Below are 23,499 nucleotides of genomic sequence, written 5' to 3' on the forward strand. Positions count from 1 at the left end.
ATGAAGGAGAGCCAGTTTTTCTTTGTGATATAATACGAGGGGTGAGAATAGAAAAAGGAGTTTTCTTGTATGGAAGCGAAGAAGTACCAAGCCTTTTGGCGTGGGGCTATTATATTAACAATCGCAAGTTTTGTTACGAAGGTATTAAGCGCTTTTTACCGTATTCCATATCAAAATATAGCGGGTGATGTTGGTTTTTATATTTACCAACAAATTTATCCGTTTTATGGATTTTGTTTGATTTTAGCTACTTATGGGTTTCCCATTATTATTTCAAAAATGGTCGCAGAAAGATTAGAACGAGGAAAACAAAAAGAAGCAGAAGAAATTATTTGTGTATCTTTTTGGTTTTTATTAGGAATTGGCTTTATAGGATTTTTCACATTATTCTTTGGGGCCAAAACAATTGCATCGGCTATGGGCGATATACATTTAGATAAATTATTACGTGTTATTTCGTTTTCATTCCTACTAATGCCATTTTTATCTGTAGCGAGAGGATATTTTCAAGGTTTCAATAATATGATGCCGACGGCTGTTTCGCAAGTAATTGAACAAACGATTCGTGTTTCTATTATTGTATTTTTATCACTATTCCTTATTGCTCATGGATTTGATTTATATACAGTTGGTGCGGGTGCCATGCTAGGTTCAATTGCAGGCGGGCTTATTGGGATTATCGTACTTTTACTTTATATGCGTCATGATTTCCATGCTATTTTCTTCAAAGGATGGAAGGGAATTAGAAATAAAAAAGGGATTGTTCGAATCCTTTTTTGGCAGGGATTAGCGATTTGTGTTAGTAATTTAGTCCTTATTTTTATACAAATGGCGGATTCTATTTCCTTGTATACTTTGCTTATTCGTGCGGGAGAGCAAGTTGAAAATGCAAAGGTACTAAAAGGTGTTTATGATAGAAGTATCCCGCTTATGCAATTAGGTACTGTTGTGACAACTTCTTTCTCATTGTCACTTATTCCTATTATTACAGCGGCGAAAGAAAGAGGAGATCTTTCTTTTATTCAAGAAAAGGTAAAGTTAGCAATGAAAATAACATTCGTTATTGGATTTGCAGCTGCTATTGGATTAACTTGTATTATTCAACCTACAAATATTATGTTGTTTGAAAATAGTGATGGATCAGATGTGTTATCGATTTTATCTTTATCTATTTTATTTAGCTCATTGTCAATTACAACTGCTTCTATTTTGCAAGGGTTGGGACAAACATTAAAACCAGCAATATTCGTTGTATTTGGAGGTTGTTTGAAGCTAGCTTTAAACTATATATTAATGCCTTATTTTGGTGTGAAGGGAGCTGCAATTGCAACTTTAGTTGCGCTTATTGTAATTGCCTTGCTAAATAGTGTGTTGCTTATGCGAGCTGTATCAGATCCGCTTATTGATAAGCGGAATATGTTAGGTGTAGTTATTAGTGGTATCTGTATGGGGTTTGTATTAATAATCTTTATGCGTGTGTTGCGAATGTCTGGATTAGTAATTGATACAGGACATAGAGGAATTGCGACGCTTGAAGCGCTGCTAGGTGTAGCTATCGGCGGATTAGCATATATGTTTTTAATTTTAAAATTACGTGTATTTACAAAAGAAGAATTAGGAACCGTTATGAAACAAGAGAAAAAAGAAGGTTCATTGAAGAAGAGTGGATAGAGGTGACTGGTTGTGAGTGGAATCATTACTGTTTTAGGATTAGGTGCTGGTGAGTTAGATCAGTTAACGATGGGTGTATATCGAAAGATAAAAGAAGCAGACCATATGTTTGTTAGAACGAAGGAACACCCAGTTATAGAAGAATTGGAGAAAGAAGCTATAAAGTATACGGCCTTTGATAATGTATATGAGGCACATGATACATTTGAAATCGTATATGAAACAATCGCGAATACATTGCTAGAACAAGCTAAAGGCGCAGAAATTATTTATGCTGTTCCAGGTCATCCGCTTGTAGCAGAAAGAACAGTTCAGCTACTTTTGGAAAAAGGAGAAGCAGCAAATATTGAAGTGCGAATTGAAGGTGGACAAAGTTTCCTTGATCCGATGTTTGCAAGTCTAAAAATTGATCCGATCGAAGGGTTCCAATTAATTGATGCTACATCATTTGAAAGAGGGCAATTAGAATTACGTCAACATTTAATCTTTTGCCAAGTGTATGATGCATTCGTTGCTTCAGATGTGAAGCTAACGTTAATGGAGATTTTGCCAGATGATTACGAAGTGTATATCGTAACAGCTGCAGGGACTTCATTCGAGCAAGTGAAAAAGGTATCGTTATACATGTTAGATCACGAAACAGAATTAAATAATTTAACGAGTGTGTATGTACCGCCGGTTAAGGAACGTGCGTCCTTATATCAGCAGTTTGATGTGCTTAGAGCAATTATTGCTGATCTTCGTGGACCGAATGGTTGCCCATGGGATAAAAAGCAAACTCATCAATCTTTAAAGAAATACTTAATTGAAGAAGCGTATGAAGTGCTAGAAGCAATTGATGAAGAGGATGATGATCATTTAGTAGAAGAACTAGGTGATATATTATTACAAGTTATGCTTCATGCCCAAATTGGAGAGGATGAAGGTTGGTTCTCTATAGATGACATTATTCGGACTTTAGCTGAGAAAATGGTTCGTCGTCATCCGCATGTGTTTGGGGATACGGATGTAAATAATGCTGATGAAGTGATTGCAAATTGGGAAGAAATTAAAAAACAAGAAAAGGGATTCGTGAAAGAATCTGTTTTAGCGGGTATTCCAAAAAGCTTGCCACAACTAATGCGTGCTTATGAAATTCAGAAGAAAGCTGGAAAGGTTGGATTTGATTGGGTTGATGTGCAGCCGATGATAGAGAAGGCCTTAGAAGAATGGCAAGAATTCCAACAAGAAGTTGTAAACATGGATGAGAAAAAGATGCTAGGTGAATTTGGTGATTTACTATTTGCATTTGTTAATATAGCTCGTCATTATAAATTAGATCCAGAAGAAGCGTTACGTTCAACTAATGAGAAATTTATGGCTCGCTTTTTATACATGGAAGCAAAAGTAGCTGAAATGAATAAGGAAATGCAAGATTTATCATTAGAACAGTTAGATGTTTTATGGGAAGAGGCAAAACAAACAGAGCGTTAATAGGGGGATTTGATATGCGTCTAGATAAATTTTTGAAAGTATCACGTTTAATTAAAAGAAGAACATTAGCAAAAGAAGTGTCTGACCAAGGAAGAATTTCGATTAATGGCCAAGTGGCAAAAGCGAGTTCAGATGTGAAGGTAGAGGATGAATTAACAATTCGTTTCGGGCAAAAAATAGTAACTGTGAAAGTAAATGAATTGAAAGAAACAACTAAAAAAGAAGATGCAGCAAACATGTATAGTCTTGTTCGTGAGGAAAAAGTGAAAGCGGAAGAAGGCTTGTTCTAAAATAGGTTAGCCCTTCATACATTACTATTAGCTAGTATAAAGCTATGGGGGGATTTTCGTGAATAATGGTTACTCACCTATGTCTTCTAATCAACAAAATGTTTCTGTAGAGCATGATATTATCATGCGTGGCAGGCGTGTAATCGATATTACTGGTGTAAAGCAAGTAGAGAGTTTTGATAGCGAAGAGTTTTTACTCGAGACTGTAATGGGTTTTTTAACAATTCGTGGTCAAAATTTGCAAATGAAGAATTTAGATGTAGAAAAGGGTGTTGTATCAATTAAAGGGAAAGTTCATGAAATGTTGTATATTGATGAGAACCAAGGGGAGAAAACTAAAGGCTTCTTTAGTAAGCTGTTTAAATGAGCCTAACAATTCAGTTGTATACAATGCTTTCGATGATTGGAATGGGTGCTTGGATTGGTGCTTCTTTAGATACATACCAACGGTTTTTAAAACGCCAAGAGCGTAAACGTTGGCTTGTATTTATACATGATATACTATTTTGGATTGTCCAAGCATTATTCGTTTTTTATGTATTACTGCGTGTAAATGAAGCCGAACTACGTATATATGTATTTTTGGCGTTACTATGTGGTTTTGCAGCATATCAAAGCTTATTGAAAGTACTATACATGAAGATGTTAAATTTTCTCATCTATATTTTTGTACAAACAACACAATTTTTTGTTCGAATTATACAGCTACTCATGATAAAACCTGTTATTATTATAGCACAGCTATTTATTGCATTTATATTATTCTTATTTCGTATACTGCTTTCAATTGGACATGTGTTATGGAAAATGGTGATTTGGATATTACTTTTCATATGGAAAGTTTTTTTCTCGCCTGTTCGGTTTATTGCTTCGCTCATATGGAAACTTCTCCCTAATCGTGTTAAACTTTTTATAATGAAGCATGTAGGGTTCCTGCAATATGTAGCAAAATTGAAGGGACATATCTTCCAATTATGGGTGCGTATAAAAAAGAAGTTAGGGGGACCTCGGAAATGAGGGAACTGAGACAAAGAACAATCGAAAAACAGAGTCCAAATCCTGTTAAAGAACATATAATACAAACGGATGAGAACAGGAAGCGACTTTATCGCCGTTTAGCGGTTTTTCTTGTCTTTGCTTTTACAATTATTGCTAGTATTAGTGTGACGTTTTATCAACAAAACAGTTCCATTAAAGCAAAAGAAGCAAAAGTTAAGGACATGAAAAAAGAACTGGATTCATTAACGAAAAAAGAAAAGAATCTAAAAGATGAAGTTCAAAAGTTGAATGATGAAGAGTACGTTTTAAAGATTGCTAGAAGGGATTATTTCTTCTCCGGAAAAGGGGAGATAATTTTTCCTGTTTCTAAGTAGAGTATGTCTTATTGACACTACATTTTAGGATTATATATAATAAAGTAAAATTTGACTTTTTAACCACTAAGGAGGAGCATTTTTTTTATGTCAATCGAGGTAGGCAGCAAGTTACAGGGTAAAGTAACAGGTATTACAAATTTTGGGGCTTTTGTGGAGCTGCCAGAAGGCTTAACAGGTCTTGTTCATATTAGTGAAGTTGCTGATAATTATGTGAAAGATATTAACGATCACTTAAAAGTAGGCGACCAAGTAGAAGTAAAAGTTATCAATGTTGAAAAAGATGGCAAAATTGGCCTATCTATTAAGAAAGCGAAAGAACGTGAAAAAACAGAAGGAGATCGTCCGCGTGGTGAATACCAACGTGGTGGTGATCAACAACGTTCTGGACGTCCACAACGTAATAATAATCGTTCTTCCAACAGAGATAACCGCGGTGGCGGTAACGAACGAGCTCCAAAAGAAACATTTGAGCAAAAGATGGCACGCTTTTTAAAAGATAGTGAAGATCGTTTAACTTCTTTAAAGCGTAACACAGAATCTAAACGTGGTGGTCGTGGCGCACGTCGCGGATAATAAGTCCGTTTAATTCTTAACATATAGAGAGGTACCCAGAGTAATTACTCGGGTACTTTTTTATGTGAGAGAATATATTTTTAAAAAAGTTTTTGAGATGTATTGACTTTAAAATATATCTGATGTAATATACTAATTGTCCGTTAAATACGACGACATGGCGGTGTAGCTCAGCTGGCTAGAGCGTACGGTTCATACCCGTGAGGTCGGGGGTTCGATCCCCTCCGCCGCTATATTTAATTTAACGGCCCGTTGGTCAAGTGGTTAAGACACCGCCCTTTCACGGCGGTAACACGGGTTCGAATCCCGTACGGGTCATCTAAAAAGATCATGCAAACTTGCATGGTCTTTTTTTGTTAAATATAAATTAAGACGTACAATACTTCTACAAAATCACCCTATATTTTCTGAACATTCTTTCAACTATCTTTAAATAATTTAAATACTATGTATATATGTAGATTTATTTCGAATAAAAAGTCGAACGATTATAAAAGTCAAAACTGTTGTTTTGACAAAAAAACCAATAATCATCTTTTATAATAACAGTAATTAAACTATGCAGGTGGTGTTAAAAATATGCCTAAAGCAGGAAGGAATACTATGAATACAAGTGCATTGGCGATGAATGAAAGTCAGCTTGGAACAATAAAGTGGACGAGTAAGTTGCGAATGAAGTTTGAAAAAGTTTTCTTTAGATGGGGATTCATTATTGCTGTTATTGGTTTTCTTTTGGGACGAGCATATATATTAACAAACATTTTACCGTTTGCATTGCCGTTTTTTGCTGCTGTTTATGTTATGAAGCGAGATAAAATGCCGCTCGCGTTCTTAGCCCTAATGGGGGGAGCACTTTCAGTTTCAATAGATAATTTATTTTTTACTTTTGCATCTATCTTTACCTTCTTTATTTATAATATCTTCTTTAGTCGGTTTACACGTAAAACTGTTGGACTTGTACCATTCCAAGTATTTATCTCCGCATTAACCGCACATTTAGTTGTTGTATATTTTGCACAGCAAACCGTCACCATGTATGATCTGCTCGTCAGTACGATCGAAGCGGGGCTTAGCTTCGTATTAACGATGATATTTTTACAAAGTGTTCCGCTTTTAGTGGAAAGGAAAGGGAAGCAACAAGCGTTAGAAACAGAAGAAATTGTTTGTTTAATTATATTACTAGCATCTGTTTTAACGGGCACAACGGATTGGTTTGTTTATGATGCTTCTATTCAACATATTTTCACTAGATATTTAGTATTAGTATTTGCCTTTATTGCAGGGGCAGCTACAGGGTCCACGGTAGGAGTTGTCACTGGGTTAATATTAAGTTTAGCAAATGTGGCGAGCTTGTCTCAACTTAGTCTCCTTGCCTTTTCAGGATTGCTTGGGGGATTGTTAAAAGAAGGGAAGCGTATAGGAGTTAGTTTAGGTTTATTAATTGGTACAAGCTTAATTACATTATATGTAGACAAGCAAACAAGTATTGTAACAACTTTAATTGAATCTGGTGTAGCAATTGTTTTTTTCTTATTAACACCGAAGCTTATTATGGATCGTATTGCTAAATTTATGCCGGGTACACAGGAACATTCACAGGATCAACAACAATATTTAAGAAGAGTGCGCGATGTTACAGCAAACAAAATCAATCAATTTGCTAATGTATTTGCTGCTTTGTCTAATAGCTTTTCTGTATACGGGTATGTGGAGGAGGAAGATAAAGAAACAGAAGCTGATTTATTTTTAAGTACAATTACTGCAAAAACATGTCAAACATGCTTTAAGAAGGATCAATGTTGGGTAGTTAATTTTGATAAAACATACGATTATATGAAACAAATAATGAGTGAAACAGAAGAAGGAACGCTGCAGCATAATCGGAAGTTAGTTCGTGAATGGGACAAGCATTGTGTGAGAGGGAAGAAAGTAACGGATTTGGTAGCGGGTGAATTAGATCACTTCTATGAGGGGCAGAAGTTAAGAAAACAAATGAAGGAAAATCGTAGAATTGTAGCGGAGCAATTACTAGGTGTATCAAAAGTGATGGAGGATTTCGCTAAGGAGATACAACGAGAAAGAGAGAACCATCAAGCGCAGGAGGAGCAAATTTTACAAGCGTTTCGTGATTTTGGTGTCGAAGTGGAGCATGTTGATATTTATTGTTTAGATAGAGGAAGTATTGATATTGAAATGTTGATTCCGGCTGCATCTAATGAACATGGGGAATGTGAGAAGTTGGTTGCTCCAATGCTTTCAGATATTTTAAAAGAGAATATCGTCGTTAAGCATGAAGAGAAATCCTCATATCCAAATGGGCACAGTTTAATATCATTTGGTTCAGCGAAGACGTATTCTCTTGATACAGGATTGGCCACAGCTGCAAAAGGTGGTGGGTTTATTTCAGGTGATTCCTACGCGATGATGGATTTGAGCGTTGGTAAATATGCACTTGCGATTAGTGATGGTATGGGAAATGGACAAAGGGCTCATATGGAGAGCAGGGAAACGGTAAAATTATTACAAAAGATACTTCAATCAGGTATTGATGAAGAAATAGCGATTAAGTCCATCAATTCGATTCTTTCTTTAAGGACGACAGAGGAGATGTATACAACGCTTGACTTGGCTATGGTAGATTTAAGGGATGCGAGTGCGAAGTTTTTAAAGGTTGGATCGACGCCGAGCTTTGTTAAACGCGGAAATAATATTTTGAAAATTGAGGCAAGTAATTTGCCGATGGGAATCATTGAAGATGTTGAAGTTGATGTGGTTGGTGAGCAATTAAAAACGGGTGATCTTCTTATCATGATGAGTGACGGCATCTTTGAGGGAGCGCAACACGTGGAGAATCACGAATTATGGATAAAACGTAAAATTAAAGAACTACAAACAGAGGACCCACAGGAAATCGCTGATATTATTATGGAAGAAGTAATTCGCTCTGGTGATGGTTATATAAATGATGATATGACTATTGTGGTGGCGAAAGTAAAGAAAAATATGCCGAAGTGGGCTACGATTCCAATAGTAGGAATGCAGGCGCAATAAAATAATCAAAAAACCTAGGTAGATGCCTAGGTTTTTTTGATTAAAAAGGTAATGTGATTACTTTGTTAAATATACAGGAGGGATGTAAGATAAAAATATGGATTTTGTACATCTTTTTTTTGCACAATGTTTGTAAAAGTTGTACCATTATATACAAGGTAACTAATGTTGTTGTTCTTGTTTAATGAAAGGTGATTGCGAAGTTGAAAGATGCATTTGTTGAAAAAGTAGATGACTTTGTAAAGCAGCATGATGTATTAAAGAAACATTCAACAATTGTTGTAGGGGTTTCTGGTGGTCCTGACTCTTTGGCTCTTTTATATTATTTGTTAGAAAAAAGGGCAGAAAAACAGCTAGAAATTGTAGTAGCACATGTGGACCATATGTTTAGAGGTAATGAATCTTATGAGGATTTACAGTTTGTACAGGGTCTTTGCAAAGAGCTAGGAGTTATTTGTGAAACGCTAAGGATTAATGTGTCGCAATATCAACAGCAATATGGAATGAATGCACAAGTTGCAGCTAGAGAATGCAGATATGCATTTTTGGAAAGAATAATGAAGAAATATGATGCGAGATATGTAGCTCTTGGTCACCATGGAGATGATCAAGTAGAGACGATTTTAATGCGCCTTGTACGAGGGAGTACTCCGAAAGGATACGCAGGAATTGCAGTGAAGCGATCTTTTCATAATGGATATTTAATTAGGCCGTTACTTGGGGTAACTAAGGAAGAAATTGTTGATTACTGTAATAAATTAAAAGTTATTCCGCGTATAGATCCGAGTAATAAAAAAGAAGTATATACAAGGAATCGATTACGTAAATATGTCCTTCCTTATTTGAAAGAAGAAAATCCACAAATGCATGAGAAATTTCAAAAATTTAGCGTGCAGATGCAAGAGGATGAGGCTTATTTGCAGGAATTAGCTTTTGAGAAAATGAATAAAGTAATTACAAAAAAAAGCGATAAACAAATTAGCTTATCAATTCCTGCCTTTGAATCCATGTCTATGCCTTTACAAAGAAGAGGGATTCAACTAATATTAAACTATCTTTATGAATATAAGATTCCATCTTCGCTTTCTTCTATACATATTGACAAGGTGATTGAATTTTTTAAGCGGGCACAACCTTCAGGTTCACTAGATTTTCCAGGTGGTTTGAAAATTGTTCGCACATACGAAGAATGTGGTTTTGGATTTAAACAAGAAATTGTTTCTCCTTTTTCGCAAGATTTATCAGTACCTGGGACAATTATATTGCCGAATGGGGATAAACTTGTAACAGAGGTGAGCGAAGATATACCGAGTAACATGAATGAAACAGTATTTGTTGCTAAGTATAATGATATATCGTATCCACTTCGTATTCGGTCTAGGGAAAATGGAGATCGCATGTCAATGCAAGGTATGGATGGTACAAAAAAGATAAAAGCTGTTTTTATCGAAGCAAAAGTACCAAAAGAAAAAAGAGAAGAATGGCCGATCGTTTGTGACGCAAGTGGAAATATTATTTGGGTACCCTTGTTGAAACGATCTGCGTTTGCTACTTCGAAAGAGCTAGCAAAGAAGGGTAAATACATGATTATTCACTACAAAAGCAAGGAGTCTTCCGGGAGGATAATGAAATGATGAATCAAGATATCGAAAAAGTATTAATTTCTGAAGAACAAATACAAGAAAAGGTACACGAACTAGGTGCAGTTATTGCAGAGGATTACAAAAATACAGTACCTCTTGCGATTGGTGTACTAAAGGGTGCAATGCCATTTATGGCAGATTTATTAAAGAGAACAGATACATATCTTGAAATGGATTTTATGGCTGTATCTAGCTACGGTCACTCTACAGTTTCGACAGGCGAAGTAAAAATCTTAAAAGATCTTGATACTTCGGTAGAAGGTCGCGATATTTTAATCGTTGAAGATATTATTGATAGCGGTCTTACACTAAGCTATTTAGTGGACCTGTTTAAATATCGTAAAGCGAAATCTGTAAAAATTGTTACTTTATTAGATAAGCCAACAGGCCGTAAGGTTGATCTGAAAGCAGATTATGTTGGATTTACTGTTCCTCATGAATTTGTTGTAGGATATGGATTAGATTATAAAGAGCAGTACCGTAATCTTCCTTATGTAGGAGTATTAAAACCAAGTGTTTACTCAAATTAATTAAATATAGGCGTTACAATTGTATAGGAAATTTTTTTTATGTTACGATTTACTATAGTGTTTATGCCGTGAGAGGAGGTTAGGAATGAATCGTATCTTCCGTAATACCATCTTTTATTTACTGATATTCCTAGTAGTAATTGGAATCGTGAGCTATTTTAATGGTTCGACGCAAAAAACGACATCAGTTAGCTACGATAAATTCATTACTCAACTTGAAAAAGGTGAAGTGCGTAATGTGCAGCTTCAACCGAAAAATGGTGTGTTTGAGGTAAAGGGACAATTCAAGACTTCTAGCCAAGGAGAACAATTTGTTACTTATGCACCAAATACTGAGGAATTACAAAAGAAAATTAATGATAAAGCGCAAGGGGCTGAAGTTAAGTATCAACCAGCAGAAGAAACAAGTGCTTGGGTAACGTTCTTTACTTCTATCATTCCGTTTGTCATTATCTTCATTTTATTCTTCTTCTTATTAAACCAAGCTCAGGGCGGCGGTAGCCGTGTTATGAACTTCGGGAAAAGTAAGGCGAAGCTATACAATGATGAAAAGAAAAAAATTCGTTTCAGAGATGTTGCTGGAGCGGATGAAGAGAAACAAGAACTTGTTGAGGTAGTTGAATTCTTGAAAGACCCTCGTAAGTTCGCTGAAGTTGGTGCCCGTATTCCGAAGGGTGTTCTATTAGTGGGACCTCCAGGTACAGGTAAAACTTTACTAGCACGTGCTGTTGCAGGTGAAGCAGGCGTTCCGTTCTTCTCTATTAGTGGTTCTGACTTCGTAGAGATGTTCGTCGGTGTCGGTGCATCCCGTGTACGTGATTTATTTGAAAATGCAAAGAAAAATGCTCCTTGTATCATTTTCATTGATGAAATTGATGCAGTAGGACGTCAACGTGGCGCGGGTCTTGGCGGTGGTCATGATGAGCGTGAACAAACGTTGAACCAATTGCTTGTTGAAATGGATGGATTCGGTGCAAACGAAGGTATTATTATCATCGCTGCGACAAACCGTCCTGATATTCTTGATCCAGCGTTATTACGTCCAGGTCGTTTTGACCGTCAAATTACAGTAGATCGTCCAGATGTAAATGGTCGTGAAGCTGTACTTAAGGTACACGCTCGTAATAAACCGCTTGATGAGAATGTCAACTTAAGAGCAATTGCAACTCGTACACCAGGATTCTCTGGTGCCGATCTTGAAAACTTATTAAACGAAGCTGCTTTAGTAGCTGCGCGTCAAGATAAGAAGAAAATTGATATGAGTGACATCGATGAAGCGACGGATCGTGTTATTGCAGGTCCAGCTAAGAAAAGTCGCGTTATCTCTGAAAAAGAACGTAATATCGTTGCATTCCATGAGGCTGGCCATACTGTAATTGGTGTTGTCCTTGATGAAGCAGATATCGTTCATAAAGTAACAATTGTCCCTCGTGGTCAAGCTGGTGGATATGCGGTAATGCTTCCGAAGGAAGATCGTTACTTCATGACAAAACCAGAGTTACTTGATAAAATCACTGGTTTACTTGGTGGTCGAGTAGCTGAGGAGATTGTATTTGGTGAAGCAAGTACAGGTGCTCACAACGACTTCCAACGTGCGACTGGTATTGCAAGACGTATGGTTACAGAATTCGGAATGAGTGATAAGCTTGGACCGATGCAATTTGGTAGCTCACAAGGTGGTCAGGTATTCTTAGGAAGAGACTTCCATTCAGAACAAAACTACAGTGATGCAATCGCGCATGAAATTGATGTGGAAATGCAAATAATTATTAAAGACTGTTATGCTCGTGCGAAACAAATTCTTACTGAAAAACGAGATAAGCTTGATATTATCGCGAAAACGTTACTTGAAGTAGAAACATTAGATGCAGAGCAAATTAATCATTTATATGATTATGGCAGATTACCTGAGCGTCCAACATCTTCAGATGATGTGAAAGTAAACATCAATATGAAGAAAGACGATGAAGATACAGAAGATAAGTAAGAAACGAAGGAGTGACAATAGTCACTCCTTTTTTTTGTGGAATGAATTTAAGTGGCAAAAAAAATTGAATGAAACTATTATTAAAAATTGAAATAGAGAGTAATCTTTTTGTACAATGATGAGTATAGAAAAACTGATTATATAAGTATGTGTGATATGATGTTTTTATAAGTTTTATACATACTGCGCAAATATAGATTAAATAAGATAAGTGGTGAGAATATGATTTTTGTATTGGATGTAGGGAACACAAATGCGGTACTAGGTGTGTTTGAAGAGGGGGAACTTCGTCAGCATTGGCGCATGGAAACAGATCGTCATAAAACAGAAGATGAGTATGGGATGCTTGTAAAGCAGTTACTTGAGCATGAAGGTCTTTCTTTTGAAGATGTGAAAGGTATTATTGTGTCTTCAGTCGTACCGCCAATTATGTTCGCTTTAGAGCGTATGTGTGAAAAGTATTTTAAAATTAAACCGCTTGTAGTGGGGCCTGGGATAAAAACTGGCTTGAATATTAAATATGAAAATCCACGTGAAGTAGGCGCGGACCGAATTGTAAATGCAGTAGCAGGAATCCACTTATATGGAAGTCCGCTTATTATTGTTGATTTTGGTACGGCTACTACATATTGTTATATTAACGAAGAGAAGCATTATATGGGTGGCGTTATTACGCCAGGAATTATGATTTCGGCAGAGGCTTTATATAGCAGGGCAGCAAAGCTTCCTCGTATTGAAATTACAAAACCGGGCAGTGTTATCGGGAAGAATACAGTAAGTGCAATGCAATCAGGTATTCTTTATGGATACGTTGGACAAGTGGAAGGTATTGTTAAGCGTATGAAGGAAGAAGCTAAGCAAGAACCGAAAGTTATTGCAACAGGTGGATTGGCAAAATTAATTTCAGAAGAATCAAATGTAATTGATATTGTAGATCCGTTTTTAACGTTAAAAGGTTTGTATATGTTATATGAGCGTAATGCAAATTTACAACATGAGAAGGGTGAGTAAATAAGTATGAAAGATTATTTAGTAAAAGCGTTAGCGTTTAATGGAGAGGTTCGTGCTTATAGTGTACGTACAACAAATACAGTAAGTGAGGCGCAAAAGCGTCATGATACATGGAGAACAGCTTCAGCGGCACTTGGTCGTTCTTTAACTGCGGGTACAATGATGGGTGCTATGTTAAAAGGCGAGCAGAAGTTAACGATTAAAGTAGAGGGTAACGGCCCGATTGGTCCTATCTTAGTCGATGCTCATGCAAATGGGGATGTACGTGGTTATGTAACGAATCCGCATGTTGATTTTGAAGGAACGGAACAAGGGAAATTACGTGTATATCAAGCGGTAGGTACAGAAGGATTTGTAACGGTAATTAAAGATATCGGTATGCGTGAACCGTTTATTGGTCAATCTCCCATTGTTTCAGGAGAACTAGGGGAAGATTTCACATATTATTTCGCGGTTTCTGAGCAGACACCTTCTTCTGTAGGTGTTGGTGTTCTTGTGAATGGAGATGATAGCGTATTAGCGGCGGGTGGATTCATTCTTCAAATTATGCCAGGTGCGCAGGAAGAGACAATTTCATTTATTGAAGAGCGTCTTCAACAAATCCCGCCAGTATCACAATTAATCGAACAAGGTCTTTCTCCAGAAGAATTACTGTATGAAGTGCTTGGAGAAGATAAAGTGAAAGTGCTAGAAACAATGGATGTTCAATTTAATTGTACATGTTCACGTGAGCGTATTGAAAGTGTGCTAATTAGTTTAGGGAAAGCGGAGCTAGAACAAATTCGTGCAGAAGAAGAAGAGACGGAAGTTCACTGTCACTTCTGTAATGAACGACATAAATTCGCTAAAGAAGATATTACAAGTCTAATTGAGAACCTGTAATAAAGAAGTTTAGGCGGAGAATCAGCCACCCGAATAGATTGACAAACAGGGAATTTTCTGACAAAATCTAAATATAGATAAAACCAATAAAAATACTCGGTGTTAGGAGTGACAGGAATGCGAGTGGCACAATCAGTTTCAGAATTAATCGGGAAAACGCCGATCGTTAAGTTGAACCGCATCGTAGAATCAGACAGCGCAGATGTATACTTAAAATTAGAATTTATGAATCCGGGGAGCAGTGTTAAAGATCGTATCGCGTTAGCTATGATTGAAGATGCTGAAAATAAAGGATTATTAAAAGAGGGCGATACAATCATTGAGCCGACAAGTGGTAACACAGGTATTGGCTTAGCGATGGTAGCAGCTGCTAAAGGATATAAGGCAATTTTAGTAATGCCAGAAACAATGAGTATTGAGCGTCGTAATTTATTACGCGCTTACGGTGCTGAATTAGTATTGACTCCAGGACCTGAAGGAATGGGCGGAGCAATTCGAAAGGCAACTGAATTAGCAGAAGAACATGGGTACTTTATACCACAACAGTTCCAAAATCAAGCGAATCCAGAAATCCATCGTATAACAACAGGTCCAGAAATTGTTGAACAGATGGGGGATCAATTAGATGCGTTTATCGCAGGTATTGGTACAGGTGGAACAATTACAGGTGCCGGTGAAGTACTGAAAGAAGCTTATAAAGATATCAAAATTTACGCGGTAGAACCTGCGGATTCACCAGTATTATCTGGTGGAAAGCCAGGGCCACATAAGATCCAAGGAATTGGAGCGGGGTTTGTTCCGGAGACATTGGATGTAAAGGTATATGATGAAATTATCCAAGTGAAAACAGAACAAGCGTTCGAATATGCAAGAAGAGTGGCTAAAGAAGAAGGTATTTTAGTGGGTATCTCTTCAGGAGCGGTCGTTTACGCAGCGACAGAAGTTGCGAAGAAATTAGGTAAAGGGAAAAAGGTACTTGTTATTATCCCAAGTAACGGTGAACGTTATTTAAGTACACCGCTTTATCAATTTGAGTCATAATTGAATGTGATTTGAAAAAGCATCCTTAAAAAAGGATGCTTTTTCTTTTTGATTGGAAAAAGGAAAAGAGTGAATGACTAGAAAACTTCATGTAAAATAAGAAGTAGTATAATTAATTTATTTTCACTAGCCCTCAAGTATAATCATTCTCTATATAAATAATTTTATGTAGTTTGAGTTGATTGGCTTAAGAGGGTGGGATAACAGAAGACGGGGTGTTGATATGCAACGAAGAAAATCTTTAGCGCTTTCTATTCCATATCAGTTAGATTTCTTTAAGCAATATAAATTTCTTTCTCAGGATAAGCCGCAACATATTTTGTTAGAAAGTGGACGTGGTGGTCGTTATAACATTGTTGGGCTGGATCCAGTAGCGGTAATTCAGGGTAAGAATGAGACGTTACATATAAGTGAAAGTGGTAAGGAAACAATAGAGCGAGGGAATCCATTAGATTTAATGCAAGCGTATATGGAGAAATGGAAAACGGATTATAATCCGGAGTACCCACCTTTTCAGGGTGGGGCAATTGGATACTTTAGTTATGATTGTATCCGTTATATTGAAAAACTTTCTTCTCTTGCGGAGGATGATATTAATATACCTGACATATTATTTTTGTTATTTGATGACGTGTTTGTGTATGATCAACAGGAGAAAGTATTATGGATTATTACGCATTATGTAGATGAGTGTGAAGAGGCAGAAGAACGATTAAATGAATGGAAGGGTCTTTGGATGAAAGAAGCCCCCGAAGTGACTATGCCGTTTGAATGTCCTGAAAAGAAAAATGAAGCAGTCGCTTTTACGGAAGAGGGCTTTATGAAGGCCGTTGAACGTATTCAAGAATATATTGGAGCGGGTGATGTGTTTCAAGTAAACTTGTCGACAAGACAAGAAAGAACATTACAAACACATCCACTAGAAATATATACAAGTCTTCGTGAAATTAATCCATCTCCATATATGGGTTACTTGGAGTTTGGAGATTTTCAAATTGTTAGTGCTTCGCCTGAATTGCTAATTAAAAAGCAAGGAAAAGAAGTGAGTACAAGACCGATTGCTGGTACGCGCTCTCGAGGAGCAAGTGAGCAAGAGGATGAAGAATTAGCGAAAGAATTAATTGAAAATGAAAAGGAAAGAGCAGAGCATGTAATGCTTGTGGATTTAGAACGAAATGACTTGGGCCGGGTTTGTAAATATGGCACTGTTGAAGTAGATGAATTTATGGTAATTGAAAAATACTCACACGTTATGCATATTGTTTCTAATGTGCGTGGTGAGGTGGAAGCAGATAAAGATGCTTTCGATTTGGTGAAGGCTGTATTTCCTGGTGGGACAATTACCGGTGCCCCGAAAATACGTACGATGGAAATCATTGAGGAATTAGAACCTGTTCGCCGAGGAATTTATACGGGTTCAATTGGTTGGATTGGTTATTCTGGAGATACGGAATTGAATATTGTAATCCGAACACTACTTGCTAAAGATGGACAAGCGCATGTGCAAGCTGGAGCGGGTATTGTAATTGATTCAAATCCAAAAGATGAATATAAAGAGTCGTTAAAAAAAGCAATCGCTTTATGGCGTGCAAAAGAAAGTAGCGAAGAAACGGTTAGGTGAGAGAAATGATATTAATGATTGATAATTATGATTCTTTTACATTTAATTTAGTGCAATTTCTTGGAGAACTTGGACAAGAGCTTGTTGTTAAGCGTAATGATGAAGTGACTATTTCGGATATTGAGAATATGAAACCAGATTTTTTAATGATTTCGCCAGGTCCATGTAGTCCTAATGAGGCGGGAATCAGTATGGATGTTATTAAATATTTTGCAGGTAAGCTTCCGATTTTTGGGGTCTGTCTTGGACATCAATCAATTGCACAAGTATTTGGAGGGGATGTTGTCAGGGCAGAGCGTTTGATGCATGGAAAAACATCTTTAATGCATCATGATGGGCAGACGATTTTTTCTGATATCCCAAATCCATTTACCGCGACACGTTATCACTCTCTTATCGTTAAAAAAGAGACGTTACCGAATTGTTTAGAGATAACATCTTGGACTGAAGAAGGTGAAATTATGGCGCTTCGTCATAAAACGTTGCCGATTGAAGGGGTACAATTTCATCCGGAATCTATTATGACTTCTCATGGGAAAGAGTTGCTACAGAATTTCATTCGCAAATATAGCCCAAGTGTGACATCGTGTTAATTTACGTAAATGGCGCGTATGTAGAAGCAAGTGAAGCGGAAATTTCTCCTTATGACCACGGTTACCTATATGGGCTTGGGGTTTTTGAGACATTTCGTATTTATAATGGTCATCCCTTTTTATTGGATGATCATTATGAACGCTTAATGGATGCGCTCGATATATTGCAAATCAAATGGACAATGACAAAAGATGAAGTGATGCTTATTTTAAAGAATCTACTTGTTAAGAATGAGTTAAAGCATGCGTATGTGCGCTTAAATGTATCGGCGGGTATAGATGAAATAGGATTACAAACGGAAGTATATGAAGAACCGTCTGTTATTGTTTTTATAAAACCTTTAGCAGCTCCAGGGAATGTAGTGGAAAAAGAAGGAGTTATTTTAAAGCAAGTGAGAAATACACCTGAGGGTGCATTTCGCTTGAAGTCCCATCATTATTTAAATAATATTTTAGGGAAACGCGAAATTGGAAATGTTGTGAATAAGGAAGGTATTTTTCTTACCGAAACAGGTTATGTTGCAGAGGGTATTGTTTCGAATCTCTTTTTTGTTAAAGGAGGTATTTTATATACTCCTTCATTAGAAACAGGGATTTTAAACGGAATCACTCGTGCGTTTATTATAAAGGCTGCTGAAGAGCTAGATATAGAAGCAAAGGAAGGTTTCTTTACAAAAGATGAATTACTTTCAGCGGATGAAGTGTTCGTAACGAACTCTATTCAAGAGATTGTCCCCCTTTATCGTATAGAGGAGAAAGATTTCCCGGGTAAAGTGGCAGTGGTTACAAAAAGACTTATGGATCTTTATGGAGTGCAGAGAGAGAAATTGTGGAGCAGAAATGAATTGCGAAGAGGAGATGTGTAGTTTGAAGTGGGATTATGATTTGCGCTGCGGCGAATATACATTGAACTTAAATGAAAAGACATTAATTATGGGGATTTTAAATGTAACGCCAGATTCATTTTCTGATGGTGGGAGTTACAACGAAGTAGATGCTGCGGTGCGACATGCGAAAGAAATGAAAAATGAAGGTGCTCATATTATTGATATTGGCGGCGAATCTACCCGCCCGGGTTTTGCTAAAGTTTCGGTAGAAGAAGAAATAAAGCGAGTCGTTCCGATGATTCAGGCGGTTTCGAAAGAAGCGAAATTACCTATTTCTATCGATACGTATAAAGCTGAAGTTGCAAAACAAGCGATTGAAGCTGGTGCTCATATTATTAATGATATTTGGGGAGCGAAGGCGGAACCGAAGATTGCTGAAGTTGCAGCCTATTATGATGTACCTATTATCTTAATGCATAACCGAGATAATATGAACTATCGCAACTTAATGGCTGATATGATTGCTGATTTGTATGAAAGTATTAAAATTGCTAAAGATGCTGGTGTACGAGATGAGAATATTATTTTAGACCCAGGTATCGGTTTTGCGAAAACACCTGAACAAAATTTAGAAGCGATGCGTAATTTAGAACAGTTAAATGTACTGGGTTATCCAGTCCTCTTAGGTACTTCAAGAAAGTCCTTTATTGGTCATGTATTAGATTTGCCAGTGGAGGAGCGTCTTGAAGGAACGGGTGCTACCGTTTGTCTTGGTATTGAAAAGGGCTGTGAATTTATCCGTGTTCATGATGTGAAAGAAATGGCGCGTATGGCTAAGATGATGGATGCGATGATTGGTAAGGGGGTAAAGTAATTGGATAAAATTTATATCCATGATATGGAGTTTTACGGTTATCATGGTGTATTCCCAGAAGAGAATAAATTAGGTCAGAGATTTAAAGTAGATTTAACGGTGGAGTTGGATTTAAAACGCGCAGGAGAAAGTGACGACTTAGAGCATTCTGTCAATTACGGGGAACTTTTTGAGCTGTGTAGAAAAGTTGTTGAAGATAGAACGTATAAGCTTGTAGAGAGTATCGCTGAAAATATCGCTACAGATATATTGAAACAATATGAGAGTATTTCACGGTGTACAATTAAGGTAATTAAACCGGATCCGCCGATACCAGGACATTATCGTGCTGTAGCGGTAGAAATTACGAGAGAGCGTCCATGAATAATATAGCGTACATTGCATTAGGTTCCAATATTGGGGAGCGTTATACTTATTTAACTGAAGCAATTCAGTTTTTAAATAAAAACCAGCATATCCAAGTTGATGATGTTTCATCTGTATATGAAACCGATCCGGTTGGCTATACTGACCAAAATTGCTTTTTAAATTTAGTTATAAAAATTTCTACCAATTTATCACCGCAAGAATTATTGAAAGTAACACAAAGGGTAGAGAATGACCTAGGAAGAAAAAGGGAAATTAGATGGGGCCCGAGGACCATCGACCTTGACATTTTACTATATAATCAAGAAAATATTGAAGCAGAGAATCTTATTGTTCCGCATCCGCGGATGTTCGAAAGAGCTTTTGTTATCGTTCCGTTGTTAGAAATCAATCAAGATATAAAACAAGACATTTCACGTTCACAAGTAGAAGAAATGAAAAGGCGAGAGGGAGTAACGGTATGGAAGCAGAAAAATGGGGAAGACGCATTCGTGCTTTTCGAAAGCTAAAAGGCTATACACAAGAAGGTTTTGCGAAAGAATTAGGGGTATCTGTATCTGTTTTAGGTGAAGTTGAGAGAGGGAATCGATCGCCTTCCCAAGATTTTGTAGTAGAAGTTGCTAAAGCATTAAAGGTCTCGATAGATGAATTAATGCCGAAGTGACTATGAAGGAAGGAGTAAATCGAGTGTTAAAGATTGCAAATATTCAGATGAAAAATCCGGTTGTATTAGCACCGATGGCGGGAGTGTGTAACTCTGCATTCCGTTTGACAGTAAAAGAATTTGGTGCAGGTTTAGTTTGTGCCGAAATGGTAAGTGATAAGGCAATATTACTTAATAACAAAAGAACATTAGATATGCTATATATCGATGAGAGAGAAAAGCCATTAAGCTTACAAATTTTTGGTGGAGAGAAAGAAACTCTTGTGGATGCTGCGAAATACGTAGATAAATATACGACAGCAGACATTATTGATATTAATATGGGGTGCCCAGTACCGAAAATCACTAAGTGTGATGCAGGAGCAAAGTGGCTTTTAGACCCAAATAAAATATATGAGATGGTAGCGGCGGTTGTAGATGCTGTTGAAAAGCCAGTTACAGTTAAAATGCGTATTGGTTGGGATGAAGAACATATTTTCGCAATAGAAAATGCTAGAGCTGTTGAGCGTGCTGGTGGACAAGCGATAGCGGTTCATGGGCGTACACGAGTACAAATGTATGAAGGTAAAGCAGATTGGAATATTATTAAACAAGTAAAGCAGGCTGTAAATATTCCGGTTATCGGAAATGGTGATGTCGAAACACCACAAGATGCAAAGCGTATGCTTGATGAAATTGGTGTAGATGGTGTTATGATTGGTCGCGCTGCTCTTGGAGATCCGTGGATGATTTATCGTACGGTAAAGTATTTAGAGACAGGTGAGTTAATGCCGGAACCAACAGTGCGTGAGAAAATTGATGTATGTATGTTGCATCTAGATCGTCTTATCGATTTAAAGAACGAAAATGTTGCCGTAAGAGAGATGAGAAAGCATGCAGCTTGGTATTTAAAAGGTGTTCGTGGTAATGCGAGTGTGCGTAATGGTATCAATACTTGCGACACACGTGAAGACCTTGCGAATGTATTAGGTGCATTTGTAGAAGAAGTAGAAGCGAAACAACAAACAATTTATGTTGGTTAATAAGGGGGCATAGGAGATTGACATTCTTCTATACACTTCCTATAATTACGTGAAAGAAAGAAGAACTGCCAGTTAGTTGCTGGCAGTTTTTCTAGTTGAGTAGAAAATGCTATACTGTATATATTGTAAAAATTAATAGAGCTGGAGTGATATTAATATCATGGATAACATGAACCACGAAGAATTAAACGACCAATTGCTTGTTCGTCGTGAAAAGCTACATAATTTGCGTGAGCAAGGAATCGATCCGTTCGGTAAACGATTTGAACGCACAAATTCAACAACTGACTTAGTAAGTCTATATGGAGAATTCTCTAAAGAAGAATTAGAAGAGAAAGAAATCACTGTTTCTATCGCTGGTCGTATTATGACAAAACGCGGTAAAGGAAAAGCAGGATTTGCGCATATTCAAGATTTACAGGGGCAAGTTCAAATTTATGTTCGTAAAGATACTGTTGGAGATGAAGAGTACGAGTTATTTACGACAGCAGATTTAGGTGACTTAGTAGGTATTGAAGGTAAAGTGTTCAAAACAAACGTTGGAGAACTTTCAGTAAAAGCAATAGGATTTACACTTTTAACGAAATCCCTTCGTCCATTACCGGATAAATACCATGGATTAAAAGATGTTGAACAACGCTATCGTCAACGTTACTTGGACTTAATTACAAGTATGGAAAGCCGTGAAACGTTCGTTACACGTAGTAAAATCATTCGTGAAATGAGAAGATATTTAGATGACAACGGTTATCTTGAAGTAGAAACGCCTATGATGCACGCGATTGCAGGTGGAGCGTCTGCTCGTCCTTTCACTACACACCATAATGCGTTAGATATGGAATTATATATGCGTATCGCAATTGAACTTCATTTAAAACGTCTTATTGTGGGTGGATTAGAAAAGGTTTATGAGATCGGCCGTGTATTCCGTAATGAGGGTGTATCAACTCGTCATAACCCTGAGTTTACGATGATTGAATTATATGAAGCGTACGCTGATTATAATGATATTATGAAGCTGACAGAAAATATGGTTGCTCATATCGCGAAAAAAGTATTGGGTACAACAACAATCCAATATGGTGATTATGAAATTAATTTAGAGCCAGAATGGACACGTCTTCATATGGTAGATGCAATTAAGCAACACTCTGGAGCAGATTTCTGGAATCCAATGAGTGTAGAAGAAGCGCGTGAACTTGCAAAAGAACATAATGTGGAAATTAAGAATACAATGGAAGTTGGTCATATTATTAATGAGTTCTTCGAACAAAAAGTAGAAGATAAATTAATCCAACCAACATTTATTTACGGTCATCCGGTAGAAATTTCGCCACTTGCGAAAAAGAATGACGAAGATCCACGATTCACAGATCGTTTCGAGTTATTTATCGTTGCACGTGAACATGCAAATGCATTCACTGAGTTAAATGATCCAATCGATCAAAAAGAACGTTTTGAAGCTCAACTAAAAGAGCGCGAGCAAGGTAATGACGAAGCTCATATGATGGATGATGATTATATCGAAGCTCTTGAGTACGGTATGCCTCCTACGGGCGGGTTAGGAATCGGTATTGATCGTCTTGTTATGTTATTAACAAACGCACCATCTATTCGTGACGTATTATTATTCCCAGCTATGCGCCATAAACAAGACTAAGCTTTGGAGATTTCTCCAAAGCTTTTTTTATTTCTTTATTTGAGGGGAGAGAAACCTTCTATTAAAAGGAACGCGAGATTAAATGGATGCCAGATTAAAAAAACTATACTTATATAGAAGAAAGGTGCTGTTTTTATGCTTTTTTACTAAGTTAAAAATTTTATTAGAAAAACTATTGCATTTCATTTTTCTACATGATATATTAATAACCGTCGCTGATGCGGAAACGCAGAAAACGACAAAAAAGAAATTAAAAAACTTAGTTGACATCGAAAAATGAAGATGTTAACATAAGGAAGTCGCAAATGAGCGACTAAGTAGTTCTTTGAAAACTGAACGAAACA

Annotated in this window: 23 protein-coding genes and 2 tRNA genes; all 25 read left to right on the forward strand. The window is 36.9% G+C overall.

Going from position 1 to position 23,499, the window contains the following annotated elements; all coding sequences use genetic code 11:
* The first annotated feature begins 69 nt into the window (after positions 1-69).
* The 25 genes from MR155_RS26995 to lysS all read left to right on the forward strand — a co-directional run bounded on the left by MR155_RS26995 (position 70) and on the right by lysS (position 23,155).
* Positions 70-1,671: a putative polysaccharide biosynthesis protein gene (locus MR155_RS26995; protein WP_219300693.1), complete on the forward strand. Its 1,602-nt coding sequence runs from the start codon at positions 70-72 to the stop codon at positions 1,669-1,671.
* A gap of 12 nt (positions 1,672-1,683) precedes the next feature.
* On the forward strand, positions 1,684-3,144 hold the full coding sequence (gene yabN / locus MR155_RS27000; protein WP_219300691.1) for a bifunctional methyltransferase/pyrophosphohydrolase YabN: 1,461 nt from the start codon (positions 1,684-1,686) through the stop codon (positions 3,142-3,144).
* Positions 3,145-3,158: 14 nt separating this feature from the next.
* Positions 3,159-3,434 carry an RNA-binding S4 domain-containing protein gene (locus MR155_RS27005; RefSeq protein WP_002009677.1) on the forward strand — a complete coding sequence of 92 codons (276 nt, stop codon included), beginning with the start codon at positions 3,159-3,161 and terminating at the stop codon, positions 3,432-3,434.
* A 58-nt stretch (positions 3,435-3,492) separates the two neighbouring features.
* The gene (yabP, locus tag MR155_RS27010; protein WP_001059101.1) at positions 3,493-3,801 is read left to right on the forward strand and encodes a sporulation protein YabP; all 309 of its coding nucleotides are present in this window, start codon (positions 3,493-3,495) and stop codon (positions 3,799-3,801) included.
* The gene (gene yabQ / locus MR155_RS27015; RefSeq protein WP_113938522.1) at positions 3,798-4,451 is read left to right on the forward strand and encodes a spore cortex biosynthesis protein YabQ; all 654 of its coding nucleotides are present in this window, start codon (positions 3,798-3,800) and stop codon (positions 4,449-4,451) included. Before yabP ends, yabQ begins: the two co-directional genes overlap by 4 nt.
* On the forward strand, positions 4,448-4,807 hold the full coding sequence (divIC, locus tag MR155_RS27020) for a cell division protein DivIC (protein ID WP_002124547.1): 360 nt from the start codon (positions 4,448-4,450) through the stop codon (positions 4,805-4,807). Before yabQ ends, divIC begins: the two co-directional genes overlap by 4 nt.
* A gap of 87 nt (positions 4,808-4,894) precedes the next feature.
* Positions 4,895-5,383 (forward strand): S1 domain-containing RNA-binding protein, encoded by a 489-nt coding sequence (locus MR155_RS27025; protein WP_002063394.1) that lies wholly within the window; start codon positions 4,895-4,897, stop codon positions 5,381-5,383.
* A gap of 159 nt (positions 5,384-5,542) precedes the next feature.
* Positions 5,543-5,616 (forward strand) — tRNA-Met (locus tag MR155_RS27030).
* A 13-nt stretch (positions 5,617-5,629) separates the two neighbouring features.
* Positions 5,630-5,701 (forward strand) — tRNA-Glu (locus MR155_RS27035).
* A 261-nt stretch (positions 5,702-5,962) separates the two neighbouring features.
* The gene (gene spoIIE / locus MR155_RS27040; protein WP_242311560.1) at positions 5,963-8,434 is read left to right on the forward strand and encodes a stage II sporulation protein E; all 2,472 of its coding nucleotides are present in this window, start codon (positions 5,963-5,965) and stop codon (positions 8,432-8,434) included.
* A gap of 203 nt (positions 8,435-8,637) precedes the next feature.
* The gene (gene tilS / locus MR155_RS27045; protein WP_002107305.1) at positions 8,638-10,068 is read left to right on the forward strand and encodes a tRNA lysidine(34) synthetase TilS; all 1,431 of its coding nucleotides are present in this window, start codon (positions 8,638-8,640) and stop codon (positions 10,066-10,068) included.
* Positions 10,065-10,607 carry a hypoxanthine phosphoribosyltransferase gene (gene hpt / locus MR155_RS27050; RefSeq protein WP_002124550.1) on the forward strand — a complete coding sequence of 181 codons (543 nt, stop codon included), beginning with the start codon at positions 10,065-10,067 and terminating at the stop codon, positions 10,605-10,607. Before tilS ends, hpt begins: the two co-directional genes overlap by 4 nt.
* Positions 10,608-10,692: 85 nt before the next feature.
* Positions 10,693-12,594, forward strand: coding sequence for an ATP-dependent zinc metalloprotease FtsH (ftsH, locus tag MR155_RS27055; RefSeq protein WP_002091565.1), 1,902 nt, complete (start codon positions 10,693-10,695; stop codon positions 12,592-12,594).
* A 222-nt stretch (positions 12,595-12,816) separates the two neighbouring features.
* Entirely contained in the window at positions 12,817-13,605 is a 789-nt protein-coding gene (locus MR155_RS27060; RefSeq protein WP_002009692.1) for a type III pantothenate kinase, read from the forward strand.
* A gap of 6 nt (positions 13,606-13,611) precedes the next feature.
* On the forward strand, positions 13,612-14,487 hold the full coding sequence (gene hslO, locus MR155_RS27065; RefSeq protein ID WP_002091564.1) for a redox-regulated molecular chaperone HslO: 876 nt from the start codon (positions 13,612-13,614) through the stop codon (positions 14,485-14,487).
* Positions 14,488-14,604: 117 nt separating this feature from the next.
* Complete coding sequence (gene cysK, locus MR155_RS27070) at positions 14,605-15,528, forward strand: cysteine synthase A (RefSeq protein ID WP_113938519.1); 924 nt, start codon at positions 14,605-14,607, stop codon at positions 15,526-15,528.
* Between the two features lie 223 nt (positions 15,529-15,751).
* Positions 15,752-17,149, forward strand: a complete 1,398-nt coding sequence (gene trpE / locus MR155_RS27075) for an anthranilate synthase component I (RefSeq protein ID WP_242311561.1) — start codon at positions 15,752-15,754, stop codon at positions 17,147-17,149.
* A 5-nt stretch (positions 17,150-17,154) separates the two neighbouring features.
* Positions 17,155-17,742 carry an aminodeoxychorismate/anthranilate synthase component II gene (pabA, locus tag MR155_RS27080; protein ID WP_002113273.1) on the forward strand — a complete coding sequence of 196 codons (588 nt, stop codon included), beginning with the start codon at positions 17,155-17,157 and terminating at the stop codon, positions 17,740-17,742.
* On the forward strand, positions 17,736-18,608 hold the full coding sequence (gene pabC / locus MR155_RS27085) for an aminodeoxychorismate lyase (RefSeq protein WP_242311562.1): 873 nt from the start codon (positions 17,736-17,738) through the stop codon (positions 18,606-18,608). Before pabA ends, pabC begins: the two co-directional genes overlap by 7 nt.
* Entirely contained in the window at positions 18,583-19,443 is an 861-nt protein-coding gene (folP, locus tag MR155_RS27090; RefSeq protein ID WP_113938516.1) for a dihydropteroate synthase, read from the forward strand. Before pabC ends, folP begins: the two co-directional genes overlap by 26 nt.
* Positions 19,444-19,806, forward strand: coding sequence for a dihydroneopterin aldolase (gene folB, locus MR155_RS27095; protein ID WP_000358063.1), 363 nt, complete (start codon positions 19,444-19,446; stop codon positions 19,804-19,806).
* Entirely contained in the window at positions 19,803-20,318 is a 516-nt protein-coding gene (folK, locus tag MR155_RS27100; RefSeq protein WP_002138868.1) for a 2-amino-4-hydroxy-6-hydroxymethyldihydropteridine diphosphokinase, read from the forward strand. Before folB ends, folK begins: the two co-directional genes overlap by 4 nt.
* Positions 20,270-20,473: a helix-turn-helix domain-containing protein gene (locus MR155_RS27105; RefSeq protein WP_000387027.1), complete on the forward strand. Its 204-nt coding sequence runs from the start codon at positions 20,270-20,272 to the stop codon at positions 20,471-20,473. The genes folK and MR155_RS27105 overlap by 49 nt, the downstream gene beginning before the upstream one ends.
* A gap of 23 nt (positions 20,474-20,496) precedes the next feature.
* A complete protein-coding gene (gene dusB / locus MR155_RS27110) occupies positions 20,497-21,495 on the forward strand; it encodes a tRNA dihydrouridine synthase DusB (RefSeq protein ID WP_113938515.1) in 999 nt (332 codons plus the stop codon).
* Between the two features lie 160 nt (positions 21,496-21,655).
* Positions 21,656-23,155, forward strand: coding sequence for a lysine--tRNA ligase (gene lysS, locus MR155_RS27115; RefSeq protein WP_002009709.1), 1,500 nt, complete (start codon positions 21,656-21,658; stop codon positions 23,153-23,155).
* Positions 23,156-23,499: the final 344 nt, after the last annotated feature.

The organism is Bacillus cereus group sp. BfR-BA-01331 (assembly GCF_022663915.1).
Classification (GTDB): domain Bacteria; phylum Bacillota; class Bacilli; order Bacillales; family Bacillaceae_G; genus Bacillus_A; species Bacillus_A mycoides.